Below are 17170 nucleotides of genomic sequence, written 5' to 3' on the forward strand. Positions count from 1 at the left end.
GTGGAAAACAGTGAACGGGTACGTTCACTAATTCTTCCGTGGGGGATCCATAGTGACAACTTCTCCGGTGGACACACAGACCAAGAACAGCCCTGCTCGCGCCGGAGGCCGGCCGGGCATCGCCCTGGCCGTCATCGCCGCCTGCCAGCTCATGGTCGTCCTCGACGCCACCATCGTGAACATCGCCCTGCCGCACATCCAGGACGCGCTCTCCTTCTCGACCACCGACCTCTCGTGGGTGCTCAGCGCCTACACGCTCACCTTCGGCGGGCTGCTGCTCCTCGGCGGACGCGCGGGAGACATCCTGGGGCGCCGCCGGGTCTTCATGGCCGGCATCCTCGTCTTCACCCTGGCCTCGCTGCTCGGCGGCTTCGCTCAGGAGCCCTGGCAGCTGCTCGCCGCGCGGGCCCTGCAGGGAGTCGGCGGCGCCATCGCCTCGCCGACCTCGCTCGCGCTGATCACCACGACGTTCCCCGAAGGGCCGGAGCGGAACCGCGCGTTCGGCGTGTTCGCCGCCGTGTCCGCCGGCGGTGGCGCGATCGGACTGCTCGCGGGCGGCATGCTCACCGAGTGGCTCGACTGGCGCTGGGTCCTCTTCGTCAACGTACCGATCGGCCTGCTGATCGCCTTCCTCGCGCCCCGCTACATCGCGGAGTCCGAGCGCCACCCCGGCCGTTTCGACATCGCGGGCGCCATGACGTCGACGCTCGGCATGGCGGCGCTGGTCTACGGGTTCATCCGCGCGTCCGAGAAGGGCTGGAAGGACTCGCTGACCATCGGCTCGTTCGTCGCCGCCGTGGTCCTGCTGGTGGCCTTCGGGCTCGTGGAGTCGAGGGCCAAGGAGCCGATCACCCCGCTGAGGATGTTCGCCGAGCGCAACCGCTCGGGCACGTACGTCATCATGCTCAGCCTCTCGGCCGCGATGTTCGGCATGTTCTTCTTCATCGTCCTGTGGGTCCAGGACGTCCTCGGGTACAGCCCGATCCAGTCCGGTCTCGCCTTCCTTCCCGTGACGGTCGCGATCGTCACGGGCGCGGGGCTGGCCCAGCGGCTGCTGCCGGTCCTCGGGCCGAAGCCGTTCATGGTGAGCGGCTCCGCGATCACCGGGATCGGCCTCTTCTGGCTGACGTTCATCACCTCGGACAGCAGTTACGCAGGGGCCGTCCTCGGCCCGATGGTCCTGTTCGGCTTCGGCATGGGGCTCAACTTCGTGACCCTCACGCTGACGGCCGTCTCCGGGGTGGCCCAGCACGAGGCGGGTGCCGCGTCGGGCCTGCTCAACGCCACCCAGCAGGTCGGCGGTTCACTCGGCCTGTCGATCCTGGTCACGGTCTTCGGCACGGCGAGCCGCGAGGAGGGCGTGAAGCAGGCGCCTGACTTCCTCGCGAACGCGACGCCCGAGCAGCAGGCGGAGGTCGCGAAGACGGGGGAGCTGCCCCCGCCCTGGGGCCACGAGGTACTGACCTCGGGCATCTCCTCGGCCTTCACCGCCGCCGTCGGGATGGTGCTGATCGCGCTGATCACGGCGGTGCTGGTGATCCGGGTCCGCAAGAGCGACCTGGAAGCGCTCAGCGGCCGGGCGGAGGCGGCAGGCCCGGCGGCCTGACCGGGGCGGCACCACGTCGGCCCGCCCGTACCCCCGAGGACGCCCGTATCCCCGAGTACACCCGTACGCCTCCGAGCGCGTCCGTACGCCTCCGAGCAAGCCGATGCCCCCGGCCCGGGCCGGGGGCATCGCAGGTCTCAGACGGCCGACCCGTCCGGGACCCACCCCGGAAGGTCCTCGGTCTGCCGCAGCCACTCGGCCGGCGGAGTTCCGTCCACCGCGGAGGCCACGACGCCCCCGGCGATGGCGCAGGTCGTGTCGACGTCGCCGCCGACCTGCGCGGTCGTCCAGAACATCCGCTCGAAGTCGCCCAGGGCCCGCGCCGCCGACCAGAGGGCGAAGGGCACGGTGTCGTGCGCGCTGGTCCGCCGGCCGCTGCCGAGCACCGCGGCGACCGTGCCCGCGTCCCCGTAGTCGAGCATGTCGCGCGCCCGGCGCAGGCCCGCCCCCACCGCGCTGCGCGGCACCAGCGCGACGACGCCGTCGAGCAGCGCCTCGGGCGAGGGCGGTCCGGCCGGGTCGGCGACGAGGGCGGCGGCGGCCGCCACGGCCATCGCGCCCACCACGGCCTCGCGGTGCTGGTGTGTCGTGTACGCGGAAATCTCGGCCTGGTGCGTCGCCTGCTCCGGGTCGTCCGCGTACCAGGCGCCGAGCGGGGCGATCCGCATCGCGGCGCCGTTGCCCCAGGACCCCTGCCCGTTGAAGAGGGCGGCGGACAGCTCCCGCCAGTCCTCGCCCTCCCTGATGAGCCGGAGCATCCGGTTGACCGCCGGACCGTAGCCGCGGTCGAAGTCGTGGTGGTTCGCGAAGGACAGGGCGAGGGCGTCCTGGTCGATGCGGTCGTGGCCGGCGAGGACGGCGAGGACGGAGCACGCCATCTCGGTGTCGTCGGTCCACTGCCAGGGGCCGGGCGGCAGCTCGCGCCGCTTCAGCAGGGGGTAGTGGGCGGGTACGAAGAACTGGGAGCCCAGGGCGTCTCCCACGGACAGCCCGCGCAGGCTGGCCAGGGCGCGGTCGAAGCGCCGGTCGAGTGAGGAGTCAGCGGTCATCGCTCAACCACTCTATCCGGTGTGCCCGTACGGTTCCGGGGTACGCCAGCGTTCGAACGGCCTGTCCAGCCGGTATCTCCCGTCCTCGCCCAGCAGGAGCGTGTGGGTCTCCGCGTTGCCGGGGTTCGACAGGGACTCGAAGTCCGCGACCGTCCAGTGGAACCAGCGCATGCAGAACAGCCGCATGGTCAGCCCATGGGTGACGAGGAGGACGTTCGGCGGGTGGTCGGGAGCCTCGAAACTGCGGTAGAGGCTCTCCAGGAAGGCCCCGACCCGGTCGTACACGTCCGCCCCGGACTCACCCTGGGCGAAGCGGTAGAAGAAGTGCCCGTACGCGTCCCGGTACGCCTTCTGCAGGCGTACGTCTTCCCGTTCCTGCCAGTTGCCCCAGTCCTGCTCCCGCAGGCGTGGCTCCTCCCGCACCCGCATCTGCTCCCGGGGCAGCCGGAAGGCCCGGAGGGTCTCGTGCGTGCGGCGGTACGGCGACACGTAGACGCTGACCTGCTCGTCCCCGAACAGGTCCCGCAACCGCTCCCCCGTCTCCTCCGCCTGCCGCCACCCGGTCTCGGTGAGCCGGAGCGCGTGATCGGGCTCGCGCTCGTACACCGTGTCATCGACATTGCCCTCGGACTCTCCGTGCCGTACGAGAACGATGCGCCGCGGTCGTGCCATACCCCGACCCTAGATCGCGGGCCGGTGGGAGGCTCGGCCGAGGTCCCCGTCGGAGCCCATCCGGTGGAGGCCCCGGCACGTGGACCGGGCGGCCCCACTCGCCCTCAGACCGTCCAGGCCGGATCGAGCTGCACCACGTCACCGGACAGCGCCGCCACGTCGGCATCGGTCCTGGCACGCAGGCCGAGCCGCTCGACCCGCTCCACCCGGTACTTGCCGTGCTCCGCGGCGGAGCGCCACATCGAGAGCACCAGGAACTCGCTGCCCGGCGCCTCGCCGAACAGGCCCCGCAGCATGCCGGGGGATCCGGCCATCGCCGGGTTCCACACCTTCTCCTGCATGAGCGCGAAATGCTCGGCCCGGTCCTCGTGGACGCGGCAGTGCGCCACCCGTGCCACGTCGGCGTCGGTGAACTTCGGCTCGAATCCCGTCTTCACGTCGAAGCGGTGGTCGAACAGCTTCACCTGGTTGTCCTTGAACGTGCCCACCTGCGAGGCCGCCAGACGATCGTGCGACCGCGCCATGAACGAGTCGTAGAAGGCCCGGCTCTCCCAGAACGCGAAGATGTGGGCGACGTCCGGCCGAGCCCGGCTCCACCCGCCGCCCTGGCCCCGGAATCCCGGCTCACCGAGCAGCCCCGCCCATTTTCGCTGTCCCCGCTCGAACCCCCGACGGTCCACCACGGTGCAGCGAATCCACTTGACCAGCACCGCGCCATCGTACGGGCCCCGGGAGCGCCCCGGCAGTACGCGTCAGACTCCCATCGCATGCAGCCGTTCGAGGCCCGCGCGCTCCTCGTCGTCCATCTCGATGCCGAAGTCCTTCTCCAGCGTTGCCGCCAACTCGCCGACGGTCACCACCCGTTCCTCGGTGACACCGTCCGTCCGCGTGGTCGTCAGCGTCTCGCGCACCAGCGCCCTGCGCACCTCGGCCCCGGGCTGCTGTGCCACGACCTGTCCGAGGAAGCGCGACTCCGGGTGGCTGGAGCTGAAGTGGTTCATGACCGTGAAGTCGCCCGGGTACAGGGTTTGCGGGGAGAAGGCGTACAGATCGGTCCAGCCGTGCGGACGCAGGGAGCGCAGGACGTGGATGCCCTCGTCCTCGGCCCCGATCCCGAACGTCCAACCGCCCTGCTCCACGCGAGCGCCGTCCCGCAGAGGCACCGGCTCCAACGGCCCCTGCCAGCCGAACCCCACATCGGTGAGCCACTGTTCGCCCTCCGCCTGGACGACCAGCAGCGCGTGCGTGACGGGCAGCAGCGCCGCACCCCGGGTGCGGTTGCGGGCTCCACGCCCGGCCACCGGGAAGCCGATCCGCTCCAGCGCCGCCGCAAGGAGCGAGTTCTGTTCGTAGCAGTAGCCACCTCGGCGACGGCCGACGAGTTTCCTCTGAAGGCTCTTCAGATCAAGGGGGACCGGTCGGCCGAGAGCCACGTCGAGGTTCTCGAAGGGAATGGACCGGACATGAGCCCGGTGTATCGCCTTCAACGTCCGCAGATCGGTGGAGAGTTCCCCGTCCCGCCCGATGTCGTAGCCGATTCGAGCCAGATAAGCGTCGAGATCCAGCTCGTCACCACTCCACAAACCGCTCTCCCCCTCCACCGTCGGGTCCACTGTCGTAAGCCCATGACACCATGAGCAATCTCCCCGCCACCACGGGCTTTCGAGCGTGGCGGGGCGACGGTCGAGGCGAGGCGTACGCGGGGGCGTGCGTGGAGAGGGGAAGCACCGTGAGCGGACTCAACAAGGGCGTCGCTAAGGTCGAGGTGACGCTCAAGTGGGACCCGGCCCCGACGGGCACGCCGGCCCACGACCTGGACCTCGTCGCCGGCGTGTTCACGGCCGACGACCCGCACGGCTCCCCGGTCTACCTGGTGCACTTCGGCAGCCGCTCCCCCGACGGCACGATCACGCTCCACCGTGACAGCCGTACGGGCCAGGGCTTCGGCTACGACGAGGCGATGACGCTGGAGCTGGACCGGCTGGCACCCCACTACGCGCGCGTGGTGGTGGGCGTGACCGTGCAACAGGGTGGCGGCAGGCTGGTCTTCGGCGACATAGCGAACACCGGCATACGCGTCCGCGAGGGGTACACCGACCTCCTGACCCACGACTTCTCGGACGTGGCGGGCGCCCTGTCGGCGACGGTCGTGGAGTTCACCCGGGACGGCGCGGACGGCTGGTCGTACCGCGCGATCAGCCGCGGCTTCGACGCCGACCCCCGCGCCTTCGCGACGCTCCTCGGTTCCACGCCCGCCTGAGGACGCTCCCCCTCCCGATGCGCGAGAGAGGGTGCCGACCGATGGTCGACACCCTCTCTCAGGTGAGGCTCAGCGCCCTGGGCGGTTGCGCCCTGGGCGGTGGTTGCTCACCGCCGCCCCGGACGCGGTTCCGCTCGCTGTCAGCTGCAGCCGCTGGTGGAGCCGCAGCCCTCGCAGATGTAGCAGGAGCCGGCGCGCTGCATCTTCGTACCGCAGGAGAAGCAGAGCGGGGCGTCGGCGCTGATGCCGAGCTGCATCTCGACGAGCTCCGCCGAGGTGTGCGCCTGCTTCACGGCCGGGACCTCGGCCTGCGGGGCCGGGACCGGGGCCGCGACGGCCTTCAGTTCCTGGGCGCGGGGAGCGGACTGGGCCAGCCCCTCGACATCCAGGTCGTCCTCCTCGGACTGCTCGTACGAGCCGGTGTCCAGGTGACGCTGACGCTCCTCGGCCGAGTGGATGCCGAGGGCCGAGCGGGTCTCGAAGGGCAGGAAGTCGAGCGCCAGGCGACGGAAGATGTAGTCGACGATCGACTGCGCCATCCGGACGTCCGGGTCGTCCGTCATCCCGGCCGGCTCGAAGCGCATGTTCGTGAACTTCGAGACGTAGGTCTCCAGCGGAACGCCGTACTGCAGGCCGACGGAGACGGCGATGGAGAAGGCGTCCATCATGCCTGCGAGGGTCGAGCCCTGCTTCGACATCTTCAGGAAGACCTCGCCGAGACCGTCGTCCGGGTAGGAGTTGGCGGTCATGTAGCCCTCGGCGCCACCCACGGTGAAGGAGGTGGTGATCCCCGGACGGCCCTTGGGCAGACGCTTGCGGACCGGGCGGTACTCGACGACCTTCTCGACGGCCTCGCGGATCGTCGCCTCGGACTTCGCGGTGACCTCGGCCTTCTCGTTCTCCTTCTTCTTGGCGGAGAGCGGCTGGCCGACCTTGCAGTTGTCGCGGTAGATCGCGAGCGCCTTGACGCCCATCTTCCAGGCCTCGAAGTAGACCTCCTCGACGTCCTCGACCGTGGCCGTCTCCGGCAGGTTCACGGTCTTGGAGAGGGCGCCCGAGATCCACGGCTGGATGGCGGCCATCATGCGGACGTGGCCCATCGCGGAGATGGAGCGCTCGCCCATCGCGCAGTCGAAGACCTCGTAGTGCTCGGTCTTCAGGCCGGGGGCGTCGATCACATTGCCGTGCTCGGCGATGTGGGCGACGATCGCCTCGATCTGCTCCTCCTGGTAGCCCAGGCGGCGCAGGGCCTGCGGGACGGTGCCGTTGACGATCTGCATCGAGCCGCCGCCGACGAGCTTCTTGAACTTGACCAGGGCGAGGTCGGGCTCGAGGCCGGTGGTGTCGCAGGACATCGCGAGACCGATGGTGCCGGTCGGGGCGATGACCGAGGCCTGGGCGTTCCGGAAGCCGTTCTTGGCGCCGAGGCTGATCACGTCCTGCCAGGCCTCCGTGGCGGCGGCCCAGATCGGCGAGTCCAGGTCGTCCATGCGGACGGCCTTGGTGTTCTCGTCGGCGTGCTGCTGCATGACGCGCTGGTGCGGCTCGGCGTTGCGGGCGTAGCCGTCGTAGGCGCCGACGACCGCGGCGAGCTCGGCGGAGCGCTTGTACGAGGTGCCGGTCATCAGGGAGGAGATGGCACCGGCGAGGGCGCGGCCGCCGTCGGAGTCGTACGCGTGGCCGGTCGCCATCAGCAGGGCGCCGAGGTTGGCGTAGCCGATGCCGAGCTGGCGGAATGCGCGGGTGTTCTCGCCGATCTTCTCGGTCGGGAAGTCGGCGAAGCAGATGGAGATGTCCATCGCGGTGATGACGAGCTCGACGACCTTGGCGAAGCGCTCGACGTCGAAGGACTGGTTGCCCTTGCCGTCGTCCTTGAGGAACTTCATGAGGTTCAGCGAGGCGAGGTTGCAGGACGTGTTGTCCAGGTGCATGTACTCGCTGCACGGGTTCGAGCCGTTGATACGGCCGGACTCGGGGCAGGTGTGCCAGCGGTTGATCGTGTCGTCGTACTGGATGCCCGGGTCGGCGCAGGCCCAGGCGGCCTCGGCCATCTTGCGGAAGAGCGACTTGGCGTCGACCTCCTCGATGACCTCGCCCGTCATGCGGGAGGTGAGACCGAACTTGCCACCGGACTCGACGGCCTTCATGAACGTGTCGTTCACGCGGACGGAGTTGTTGGCGTTCTGGTACTGGACGGACGTGATGTCGTCGCCGCCCAGGTCCATGTCGAAGCCCGCGTCACGGAGGGCGCGGATCTTCTCCTCCTCCTTGACCTTGGTCTCGATGAAGTTCTCGATGTCGGGGTGGTCGACGTCGAGGATGACCATCTTGGCCGCACGGCGGGTCGCACCGCCCGACTTGATGGTTCCCGCGGAGGCGTCGGCGCCGCGCATGAAGGAGACCGGGCCGGAGGCGTTGCCGCCGGAGGAGAGCAGCTCCTTGGAGGAGCGGATGCGGGAGAGGTTCAGGCCGGCGCCGGAGCCGCCCTTGAAGATCATGCCCTCTTCCTTGTACCAGTCGAGGATGGACTCCATGGAGTCGTCGACGGACAGGATGAAGCAGGCGGAGACCTGCTGGGGCTGCGGGGTGCCGACGTTGAACCAGACCGGCGAGTTGAAGCTGAAGATCTGGTGCAGGAGGGCATAGGCCAGCTCGTGCTCGAAGATCTCGGCGTCGGCGGGCGACGCGAAGTAGCCGTACTCCTCGCCGGCCTTCGTGTACGTCTTCACGATCCGGTCGATGAGCTGCTTGAGACCGGTCTCGCGCTGCGGGGTGCCGACGGCTCCGCGGAAGTACTTGCTGGTGACGATGTTGACCGCGTTCACCGACCAGAAGTCGGGGAACTCGACGCCACGCTGCTCGAAGTTGATCGAGCCGTCGCGCCAGTTGGTCATGACGACGTCACGACGCTCCCAGGCCACCTCGTCGTACGGATGCACGCCAGGGGTGGTGTGGATGCGCTCGATACGCAGGCCCTTGCTCGCCGACTTGGCTCCCTTGTTGCGGGAACCACGTGCCGGGCCGCTCGCCGTCTCTGTCATGCCGCCTCCCATATACGGGCAAAACACACTTTGGCACCCAGAAAGTCCCAGGGCACCGTCTTCTGTACGTCTTTCGGTACTGCTGCCACGAGGACCGCGCGGGTCACCCGGGGCACGTCTGTCGGGCCGCTCGGCGGCCGATCGCCGGGCCGTGGTCGACCCGGACCGCCGATCAGTCGGCGGCGGTGGCGGGAACGGGGACCTCAGGGGTCGCCCCGGTCCCGCGGTTCTCAGCGGGAGACCGCTCGCGGAGTTCCACGATGGCGGTCTCGAAGTCTTCGAGGCTGTCGAAGGCCTTGTACACGGACGCGAAGCGCAGGTACGCGACGAGGTCGAGCTCCTGCAGGGGGCCGAGGATGGCCAGACCCACGTCGTGGGTGGTCAGCTCGGCGCTGCCGGTGGCGCGCACCGCCTCCTCGACCCGCTGGCCGAGCTTGGCGAGGGCGTCCTCGGTGACCGGTCGCCCCTGGCACGCCTTGCGCACGCCCGAGATGACCTTGGTGCGACTGAAGGGCTCGGTGACACCGGACCGCTTCACGACCATGAGCGAGCACGTCTCCACCGTGGTGAAGCGGCGGGAGCAGTCGGGGCACTGGCGACGGCGTCGGATCGACGTCCCGTCGTCGGTGGTGCGACTGTCGACGACACGGCTGTCGGGGTGCCTGCAGAAGGGGCAGTGCATGGCTTCCGACCCTCCCTCACGGCACGACTGATGAGCCTCGCCCGGCCCGTCAAGGCCCTGCGAAGCGACCTCCAGCATAGGCGATGCGAGCAGCCCCGGCAGACCGGGGACCACTACCCCTGGGCGGTCGATGCCATCCAACCACTAGATCTTGGGTTGGGGACGATTCCGACGCTTGCGCGTGTCGCGGATCCCACGCTCCCACGGCCCACCCCTCCCGGGTGCGACACTGGGAGGGCACACCGGATGTCCGCGACCCAGCGGCGAAGGCTACCGTAATGACCGAATTGGGTTCGCGGGGTGCTGCGGAGTGACGGTACTCATACACCCCCACACATACACGCGTAAGGCAATCTGCGAATTTTCACTCGAACGTGTGTTTGGCGCAACCTTTCGAAAGCCACTACCGTTGTGCCAGCCAGGGAGACAAATTCGAGAGGGGCCGACGACGTGACCACCACCGCAGACAGTGCCACCATCACCGCCCAGGACCGCTCCCAGGGCCGACTCGAGCCGGTGCACGCCATGAATGACGCAGCCATGAACGGCGAGGAGCCCGGGCGACCCGCCCGCGCCCTCCCCGGGCGACCTCCAGGCATCAGGGCCGACAGCTCCGGCCTCACCGACCGGCAGCGCCGGGTGATCGAGGTCATCCGCGACTCGGTCCAGCGGCGCGGCTACCCGCCGTCGATGCGCGAGATCGGCCAGGCCGTGGGACTGTCCAGCACGTCGTCGGTGGCTCACCAGCTCATGGCGCTGGAGCGCAAGGGCTTCCTCCGCCGTGACCCGCACCGCCCCCGGGCGTACGAGGTGCGCGGCTCGGACCAGCCGAGCACGCAGCCGACGGACACCACGGGCAAGCCCGCCGCGTCGTACGTCCCCCTGGTCGGCCGGATCGCGGCCGGCGGGCCGATCCTGGCCGAGGAGTCCGTCGAGGACGTCTTCCCGCTCCCCCGGCAGCTGGTCGGCGACGGCGAGCTGTTCGTCCTGAAGGTCGTCGGCGACTCGATGATCGAGGCCGCCATCTGTGACGGCGACTGGGTCACCGTCCGCCGCCAGCCCGTCGCGGAGAACGGCGACATCGTCGCCGCCATGCTCGACGGCGAGGCCACGGTCAAGCGCTTCAAGCGCGAGGACGGACACGTCTGGCTCCTCCCGCACAACGCGGCGTACCAGCCGATCCCTGGCGACGAGGCCACCATCCTCGGCAAGGTCGTGGCGGTCCTCCGGCGGGTGTGACACCTCGCCGGCCCTGACAGGGCCCCGGGACCCACTGCGCCGGTCCCGGGGCCCTGTCGTGCGCGGTGACGCACGGCAGGGGGATCAGTCGCTCGCCGCCGCCTTCGAGGCCGCGTCGATCGCCGCCAGCGACTTCCGCACCTGGTTGCGGTCCGTGGTGTACCAGAAGTCGGGCAGCGAGGACTTGAGATAGCTGCCGTACCGCGCCGTGGCCAGCCGGGGGTCGAGCACCGCGACGACACCCCGGTCGCCGGTCGCCCGCACGAGCCGACCGGCGCCCTGCGCCATCAGCAGAGCCGCGTGCGTGGCGGCGACCGCCATGAAGCCGTTGCCACCGGCCTCCTCGACCGCCTTCTGTCGCGCGCTCATCAGCGGGTCGTCCGGCCGCGGGAACGGGATCTTGTCCATGACGACCAGCTGACAGCTGGCGCCCGGGACGTCCACGCCCTGCCAGAGCGACAGTGTGCCGAAGAGGCAGGTCTTCGGGTCCGCGGCGAAGTTCTTGATCAGCTCGCCGAGGGTGTCCTCGCCCTGCAGGAGGATGGGCAGCTCCGGAATCCTGCTCCGCAGCTCCTCCGCAGCCTGCTGGGCCGCCCGCATCGAGGAGAAGAGGCCGAGCGTGCGGCCGCCGGCCGCCTCCATCAGCTCGGCGAGCTCGTCGAGCATGTCGCCCCGCTCACCGTCCCGCGCGGGCCGCGACAGGTGCTTGGCGACGTACAGGATGCCCTGCTTCGGGTAGTCGAACGGGGAGCCGACGTCGATGCCCTTCCAGACCGGGAGGTCGTCCCCCGTGATGCCCTCGGGCGCGAGGCCGAGCGACGCCCCGACCCCGTTGAAGTCGCCGCCGAGCTTGAGGGTGGCCGAGGCGAGGACCACGGAGCGCTCCGTGAAGAGCTTCTCCCGCAGCAGGCCCGAGACCGTCAGCGGAGCCACCCGCAGCGACGCTCCGAAGCGGTCGTGACGCTCGTACCAGACGACGTCGTACTCCGAGCCCTGGGTGATCCGCTCCGCGACACCATGCACGGTCTCCACGGAGGCCATGGCCTGCTTGCGGACGGCGTCCTCGTCCTGCACGGACCGGTCCCGGGTGGAGCCCAGTGCCGTGATCACGGCGCGGGCCGCGTCGCGCAGCGCCATCAGCGCGTAGGCGAGGTCCTCCGGGATCTTCTCCAGACGGCCCGGCAGGGCGAGCTCCATGACCCGCTCGAAGCCCTCGGCGGCGGTCTGCAGCTGGTCGGCGACCTTCTCGTCGACGAGCTTCGCGGACCGGCGCACGGCGCGGTTGACCTGGCCGGGCGTGAGCTCGCCGGTGGCGACGCCGGTGACCCGGGAGACCAGCTCATGGGCCTCGTCGACGATCAGCACCTCGTGCTGCGGGAGCACCGGAGCGCCCTCGATGGCGTCGATGGCGAGCAGCGCGTGATTGGTCACGACGACGTCGGCGAGCTTCGCCCGCTCACGGGCCGCCTCGGCGAAGCACTCCGCGCCGTACGCGCACTTGCTCGCGCCCAGGCACTCCCTGGAGGAGACCGAGACCTGGGACCAGGCCTTGTCGGATACGCCCGGGGTCAGGTCGTCCCGGTCGCCCGTCTCCGTCTCGTCGGACCAGTCACGCAGGCGCAGCAGGTCCTGGCCCAGCTTGCTGGAGGGGGCGGCCGCCTCGAAGGGGTCGAAGAGGCCGTCCTCCTCGTCCTGCGGGACGCCTTCGTGGAGCCGGTGCAGGCAGAGGTAGTTCGACCGGCCCTTGAGCATGGCGAACTGCGGGCGGCGGCGCAGCTGCGGATGCAGCGCGTCGACCGTCCGGGGAAGGTCGCGCTCGACGAGCTGGCGCTGGAGCGCCAGTGTGGCGGTGGCGACCACGACCCGCTCCCCCTGGGCCAGCGCCGGCACGAGATAGCCGAGCGACTTGCCCGTGCCCGTTCCGGCCTGGACGAGGAGGTGGGAATTGTCGTCGATGGCCTCGGCAACGGCCTCGGCCATGGTGACCTGGCCGGGGCGCTCCGTGCCGCCGACGGCGGAGACGGCGGCGTGGAGGAGGTCGGGGAGGGATGGCTTCGTCATAGCGCTTCCAGCCTACGGGGCGGCACTGACAGCCCGGTCACACGCACGCTTCACGCGAGTGGGTTGGGGACGGTCCCGTGGACGGCCGCGTGCGGGCGCTCGGGCCGGTCGCGGTAGCCGTCCAGGTGCAGACGGTTGCGGTTGAGGCAGAGCCGCTCGATCCGGGGCGTGAGGAGGTCGAAGAGCTCGAACCGTTCCTTCAGCTCGGGGAAGCGTGCCTGGTGGCGCAGGATCTCCGCGCGGACGAGGGCCCAGAATTCCGTCTCGGGGACCGCGAGTTGTTCCTCGCAGAGCGGCGCCAGGTAGCGGAAGACGCCGACGAAGAGCCCCGATTGGATGAACTGGGTGAGGAAGTCGGGTTCCTCGGTGAGCAGCACCGCGCGGACGTCGTCCGGCATGGCGTCGTGCTCGGGGAGCGGCTGGGCGCTGATGTTCACGTCGTCGACGAAGTCCTTGATCGCCAGGCGTACGGGGACGTCCTGTCCGTCGCAGACGACGATCGCGTTCTCGCCGTGCGGCGAGAAGACCGTGCCGTACCGGTAGAGGAAGTGCAGCAGCGGGGGCAGCAGGGCGCCGAAGAGGTGCTGGAGCCAGACGGCGGGAGCGAGTCCCGACCGCTCGACGAGTTCCGCGACGAAGGCGCGGCCGTTCGGATCGGTGTGGAGGAGCGAGGCGAGGGTCCGGGCGCGCTCGTCGGGGGGCAGCCGGAGCGGCTCGCGCCAGATCGCACCGAGGAGTTCCTTGTACTGGTACGGGACTTCGGGGAGCCGGTCGTAGAGGGGGTGCTCCACGGTGACGGACGCGACCTCGCCGAGGAGGATCACTCCGCACTCGTCCCGCAGGAACGCGTCGCCGTCGCGCAGTCCGTGGACCCAGGCGGTCACGGCGGGGGCGGCGACGGTCCGGTCGGTGGGCAGTCCGCGCCAGACCAGCGTGTTGAGCACCGACAGCGGGAGTTTGACGGTGTGGCGGTCGGGTCGGCTGGTGTTGAGGAAGGTGCGGACGGACTGCTGGGGCAGACGGAGGTCGCCGTCGGCGAAGAGCGGGACGACGGTGCCGGCGGCCACGGCCGGGGCGTAGAGCGGGAGCAGGACCTCGTCCCACTGCCAGGGGTGGACGGGCAGCAGAAGGTAGCCGTCGGGTTCGTGGCCGCGGGCGGCGAGCTCGGCGCGGAAGGCGGCGTGGATCTCCGGGTCCAGTTCCTGGGTGTAGAGGCGGTCGGGGGTTTCGAGGCCTGCGACGCCCCGGTAGGCGGCGATGCGGTTGCTGACGGCGATCCACGGCAGTCGGGTGGCGCGGCGGGCCTCGGGGGCCCAGCGGGCGGCGTCGGTGGCGGAGAAGCCGATGCGGCCCTTGTTGAGGACGAGCCAGGGGTGGCCGGTCTGGTGGCCTTCGAGCTCGGCGTAGGACAGGTCGGCGAGCCGGTCGGCGGTGAGTGCCGTGCGGTCGAGATGGGCGTCGGCGGCGAGGGTGGCGGAGAGTTCACGGATGAGGTGACCGAGGGTGGCGCCGTCGAGCCGGAGGAGGTTGCGGGCGCGGACGAGGAAGTCGAGGGGGTCGGTCATGGGCCGGCCCTCGTGGCTGATCGAGTCGGCGTCGACCCGCCAGCTTCCGTAGGCGCCGCGGCGGGCTCGGAAGGTGAGCGTGGTGCCGTCGTCGAGCGTGAGGGCGTGATGGTCGGGCTCGCCGTCTTCGGCCGGGACGGGTTCGACGATCTCCTCGTAGGCGAACTCGCCGAGGGCCTTGGCGAGGAGACGCGCGGAGACCCTGGTCCAGGTGGCGGAGGTCAGCTCGGGGGGCGCGAGCAGCTCGGGTGCCGGCGTGGTGGCGAGGGGCGTGCCGGGCTGTGCGGAGTCGTGGGGTGCAGGGGACGTCGACACGAGGACTCCTCGGAGTGGGAACCGCTGTGGGTCGAGCGGTGTATGTAAGGCAGAGGGGTTTTCACAGAGAGTGACGAAGGGTGCGGTCGCGGATCATGAGCGCGGCTCGTTTGTCGGGGAGGTCGACTTCCGCCGCGTTGCGGAAGCCGGCGCGGAGGAAGGCCGAGACGGAGGGGGTGTTGCGGATGTCGGGTTCGGCGACGACCCGGGTGCATCGGGGGCGGTGGTCGAGGACGAGTTCGGCGACGGCGCGCAGGAGGGCAGTGCCGACGCCCCGTCCGCGGTCGGTGGCGTCTCCGACGAGGAGATGGATACCGGTGTCGTGGGGGCGGGCCGGGTAGTGCCGGGCCAGCGGGTCGAGGTCGGCGCGGTAGAGCTCGAAGTAGCTCATGGGCACGTCGTCGAGGACGCCGAGGCAGGGGACGCTGCGCCCGTCGCCCTGGAGCTGGGCGCGGAGGTGCTCGGCGGTCACGGTCTCGGGGCCCGCGAGCTCCCAGAAGGCGGCGACCGCGGGGTCGTTCATCCACCGGGTGAGGAGCGGCAGGTCACGGTCGAGGCGTACGGGTACGAGCTGGAAGGTGCCGAATCGGGTGGTGGTCGGGGTCCAGTCGGCGACGGAGTCGAGGAGGTCTCCGCCGGAGGCGTCGCCGTTCGGGGTCGGTGGCGGGGCTCCGGTGGTGAGGAGGGCGACGAGGTCGTCGACCCTGAGGTCGAGGGTGTCGTCCCCCAGGGGTTCTCCCGGGGGTCTTGTGGGCGGCACGGTGTCGCTCTCCTCTCGGCGGTGTGCTCGGGGGGGGTGCTCCGGCGATGGGTTCACGTGCGGAGGGGGTTGGTGACGGTGACGTAGACGGACTGGGTGTCGACCGGCCCGACGAGCTCGTCGAGGCCGTGCAGGCGGGTGAGGAGGTTGGCCTTGCTGCGCAGGGTCGCGGCCTCCAGGAGTCGGTGCGGCAGGGGCGAGCCCAGGCTCGTGGCGGAGGTGAGGAAGCTGCGGAGGGCGGCGAGCAGGACGCGCTCGTCGGCGAGGTGCTGGGCACCGAAGGCGCCGATCAGGCCGAGGATGTTGTTGATGCCGAGGTAGTAGGCGAAGCGCTCGTCGGTGACCTGGTCGGAGACGAAGGTGTCACTGTGGGCGCCGATGCCGGGAAGTCGGCTCTCCAGCTCGGCGCGGTGGGACTCACGGAAGTAGTAGCCCTGGTTGTCGCGGTAGCGGCCGCCGATGGGCCAACCGTCCGGGTCCAGGAGCACCAGGGTGTTCTGCTGGTGGGCCTCCAGGGCGATGCCGGCGTGTCCGTCGAGCCAGAGGACGGGGCGGACGACCTGGTCGAGGTAGCGGAGGAACCACTCGGCGGCGACGGCCGTGGTGGGGCGGCCGGTGCGGGTGGAGAGCTTGCCGATGATGTCGGCGAGCCGGGAGCGCATGGTGGTGGCTCCGGGCCAGGGGCGGGGGGTGGTGAGGGAGGCGATGCAGACGGCGTCGTCGCCGGGCCCGAAGGGGTTGTGGCGGATCATGACGTCGAGTCCGGGGACGGGGGTGCCGTCCGGGGTGTTCACGGCGAGCCAGGCGGGGTCGCGGACGATGTCGAAGCCGGGGTGGGCCGCCTGCCACTCGTCGACGAGGCCGGTGCGCAGGAGCCGGTGGACCTCGACGCCGCGGTGGAGTTCCTTGCGGAGGTTCTCGCGCCGGGAGTTGGTGATGCGCAGGCCGAGGGAGAGCTTGAGCATCGCCCGGGCGCCGGGGCGGTGCACGGTGCGGACCGAGGAGGTGGGGTGCCAGGGGCTGCCGTGGAGGCCGAGGTCGTGGAGGAGGCCGGCGTCGAGGAGTTCGCGGACGTCGGGGCGGTGCAGGAGCTCGCGGGCCTGCCAGGGGTGCAGGGGCAGGGGTGCGGTGCCGGCGGGGAGGGTGAGTCCCTCGGCGAGGCCGGCGGTGAGCTGTTCCGCGGTGACGTGGCGGCCCTGCTCGGTCCAGGCGGAGTCGGAGCCGAGGACGGTGGGGTCGACGGCGACCCAGTGGAGCGGGAAGGAGCCGTGGAGTTCGGGTGAGTAGAGCCGCGCCTCGGCCTCGGAGAGTCCTTCGCGGCTCTTGGGGGTGGGGTGCAGGGGGTGACCGAGCAGCAGGGACTGTTCGGCGGCGAGGAAGAGGTCGGCGTCCGGGTGGGGGTGGGGATCGCGGCGGCTCTCGGTGAGGAAGTCGGCGGTGCGCCGGGCCGAGTCGGCGACCCGGCCGACGAGTTCGGTGCCTTCGGGGCGGCCGGTCTCGCGGCTGAGCAGCGCGGCGACGGTGACGGCGTCGGCGGTGGGCGCGGAGGCCGGGAGGCCTTCGAGGGAGGGGGCGCCGAAGCGGTGCCAACCAGTGGCCGACCAGTAGCGGACGGGGACGAGGAGGGCGGTGCCGCTGGCGTCGAGGGGTACGCGCAGGGTGGTGGAGTCGGGGGCGGGCAGGTTCTTCTCCCGGATCCAGCAGCGGAGCAGGTTCTCGACGGTCGCCACGTCGGCGGCGCGCTGCGGGTCGGGGTCGTCCAGCGGGTCCGGCACGGTGGCGTCGGCGGCGGCCGGGCGGGGCGGCCGCGGGTCGTACGGTCCGATGTGCTGGCGCGGGACGGTGGGTTCCTCGACGGCGAGGGGTGCGGTCGTCTCGGTCGCCGGGGAGATGGGGGTGGCGTTCACGGGGGCTTCCTTG

The 17170-nt window shown here is 70.7% G+C and carries 13 protein-coding genes; 3 read left to right on the forward strand and 10 right to left on the reverse strand.

Going from position 1 to position 17170, the window contains the following annotated elements; translation table 11 throughout:
* Positions 1-52 precede the first annotated feature (52 nt).
* Positions 53-1606, forward strand: a complete 1554-nt coding sequence (locus tag DEJ46_RS10145) for an MFS transporter (RefSeq protein ID WP_150265384.1) — start codon at positions 53-55, stop codon at positions 1604-1606.
* Between the two features lie 137 nt (positions 1607-1743).
* Here the strand turns inward: DEJ46_RS10145 and DEJ46_RS10150 are convergent, their stop codons facing one another.
* From DEJ46_RS10150 to DEJ46_RS10165, 4 genes are all read right to left on the reverse strand, one after another.
* Positions 1744-2655: an ADP-ribosylglycohydrolase family protein gene (locus tag DEJ46_RS10150; protein ID WP_150265386.1), complete on the reverse strand. Its 912-nt coding sequence runs from the start codon at positions 2653-2655 to the stop codon at positions 1744-1746.
* A gap of 12 nt (positions 2656-2667) precedes the next feature.
* Entirely contained in the window at positions 2668-3327 is a 660-nt protein-coding gene (locus DEJ46_RS10155) for a histidine phosphatase family protein (protein ID WP_150265388.1), read from the reverse strand.
* 104 nt (positions 3328-3431) lie between these two features.
* Positions 3432-4037, reverse strand: coding sequence for a YdbC family protein (locus DEJ46_RS10160; RefSeq protein ID WP_150265390.1), 606 nt, complete (start codon positions 4035-4037; stop codon positions 3432-3434).
* 42 nt (positions 4038-4079) lie between these two features.
* On the reverse strand, positions 4080-4910 hold the full coding sequence (locus tag DEJ46_RS10165; protein ID WP_223834584.1) for an arylamine N-acetyltransferase family protein: 831 nt from the start codon (positions 4908-4910) through the stop codon (positions 4080-4082).
* Positions 4911-5056: 146 nt separating this feature from the next.
* Here DEJ46_RS10165 and DEJ46_RS10170 point away from each other — a divergent pair, with 146 nt between their 5' ends.
* The gene (locus DEJ46_RS10170) at positions 5057-5587 is read left to right on the forward strand and encodes a TerD family protein (protein WP_150265394.1); all 531 of its coding nucleotides are present in this window, start codon (positions 5057-5059) and stop codon (positions 5585-5587) included.
* Between the two features lie 140 nt (positions 5588-5727).
* On the opposite strand, the gene DEJ46_RS10175 is transcribed toward DEJ46_RS10170, so the two are convergent.
* Positions 5728-8628 (reverse strand): vitamin B12-dependent ribonucleotide reductase, encoded by a 2901-nt coding sequence (locus DEJ46_RS10175; RefSeq protein ID WP_150265396.1) that lies wholly within the window; start codon positions 8626-8628, stop codon positions 5728-5730.
* Positions 8629-8800: 172 nt separating this feature from the next.
* A complete protein-coding gene (nrdR, locus tag DEJ46_RS10180; RefSeq protein WP_024754935.1) occupies positions 8801-9310 on the reverse strand; it encodes a transcriptional regulator NrdR in 510 nt (169 codons plus the stop codon).
* 450 nt (positions 9311-9760) lie between these two features.
* Between nrdR and lexA the strand changes: the two genes are divergently transcribed.
* Positions 9761-10549, forward strand: coding sequence for a transcriptional repressor LexA (gene lexA / locus DEJ46_RS10185; protein WP_024754934.1), 789 nt, complete (start codon positions 9761-9763; stop codon positions 10547-10549).
* Positions 10550-10633: 84 nt separating this feature from the next.
* On the opposite strand, the gene DEJ46_RS10190 is transcribed toward lexA, so the two are convergent.
* From DEJ46_RS10190 to DEJ46_RS10205, 4 genes are all read right to left on the reverse strand, one after another.
* Positions 10634-12610, reverse strand: coding sequence for an ATP-dependent DNA helicase (locus DEJ46_RS10190; protein WP_150265398.1), 1977 nt, complete (start codon positions 12608-12610; stop codon positions 10634-10636).
* A 50-nt stretch (positions 12611-12660) separates the two neighbouring features.
* Positions 12661-14490: an IucA/IucC family protein gene (locus tag DEJ46_RS10195; protein ID WP_411757739.1), complete on the reverse strand. Its 1830-nt coding sequence runs from the start codon at positions 14488-14490 to the stop codon at positions 12661-12663.
* A gap of 61 nt (positions 14491-14551) precedes the next feature.
* Positions 14552-15250 (reverse strand): GNAT family N-acetyltransferase, encoded by a 699-nt coding sequence (locus tag DEJ46_RS10200; protein WP_150265400.1) that lies wholly within the window; start codon positions 15248-15250, stop codon positions 14552-14554.
* 53 nt (positions 15251-15303) lie between these two features.
* Complete coding sequence (locus DEJ46_RS10205) at positions 15304-17157, reverse strand: IucA/IucC family protein (protein ID WP_150265402.1); 1854 nt, start codon at positions 17155-17157, stop codon at positions 15304-15306.
* Positions 17158-17170 lie beyond the last annotated feature (13 nt).

The organism is Streptomyces venezuelae, from assembly GCF_008642375.1.
Lineage (GTDB): Bacteria > Actinomycetota > Actinomycetes > Streptomycetales > Streptomycetaceae > Streptomyces > Streptomyces venezuelae_G.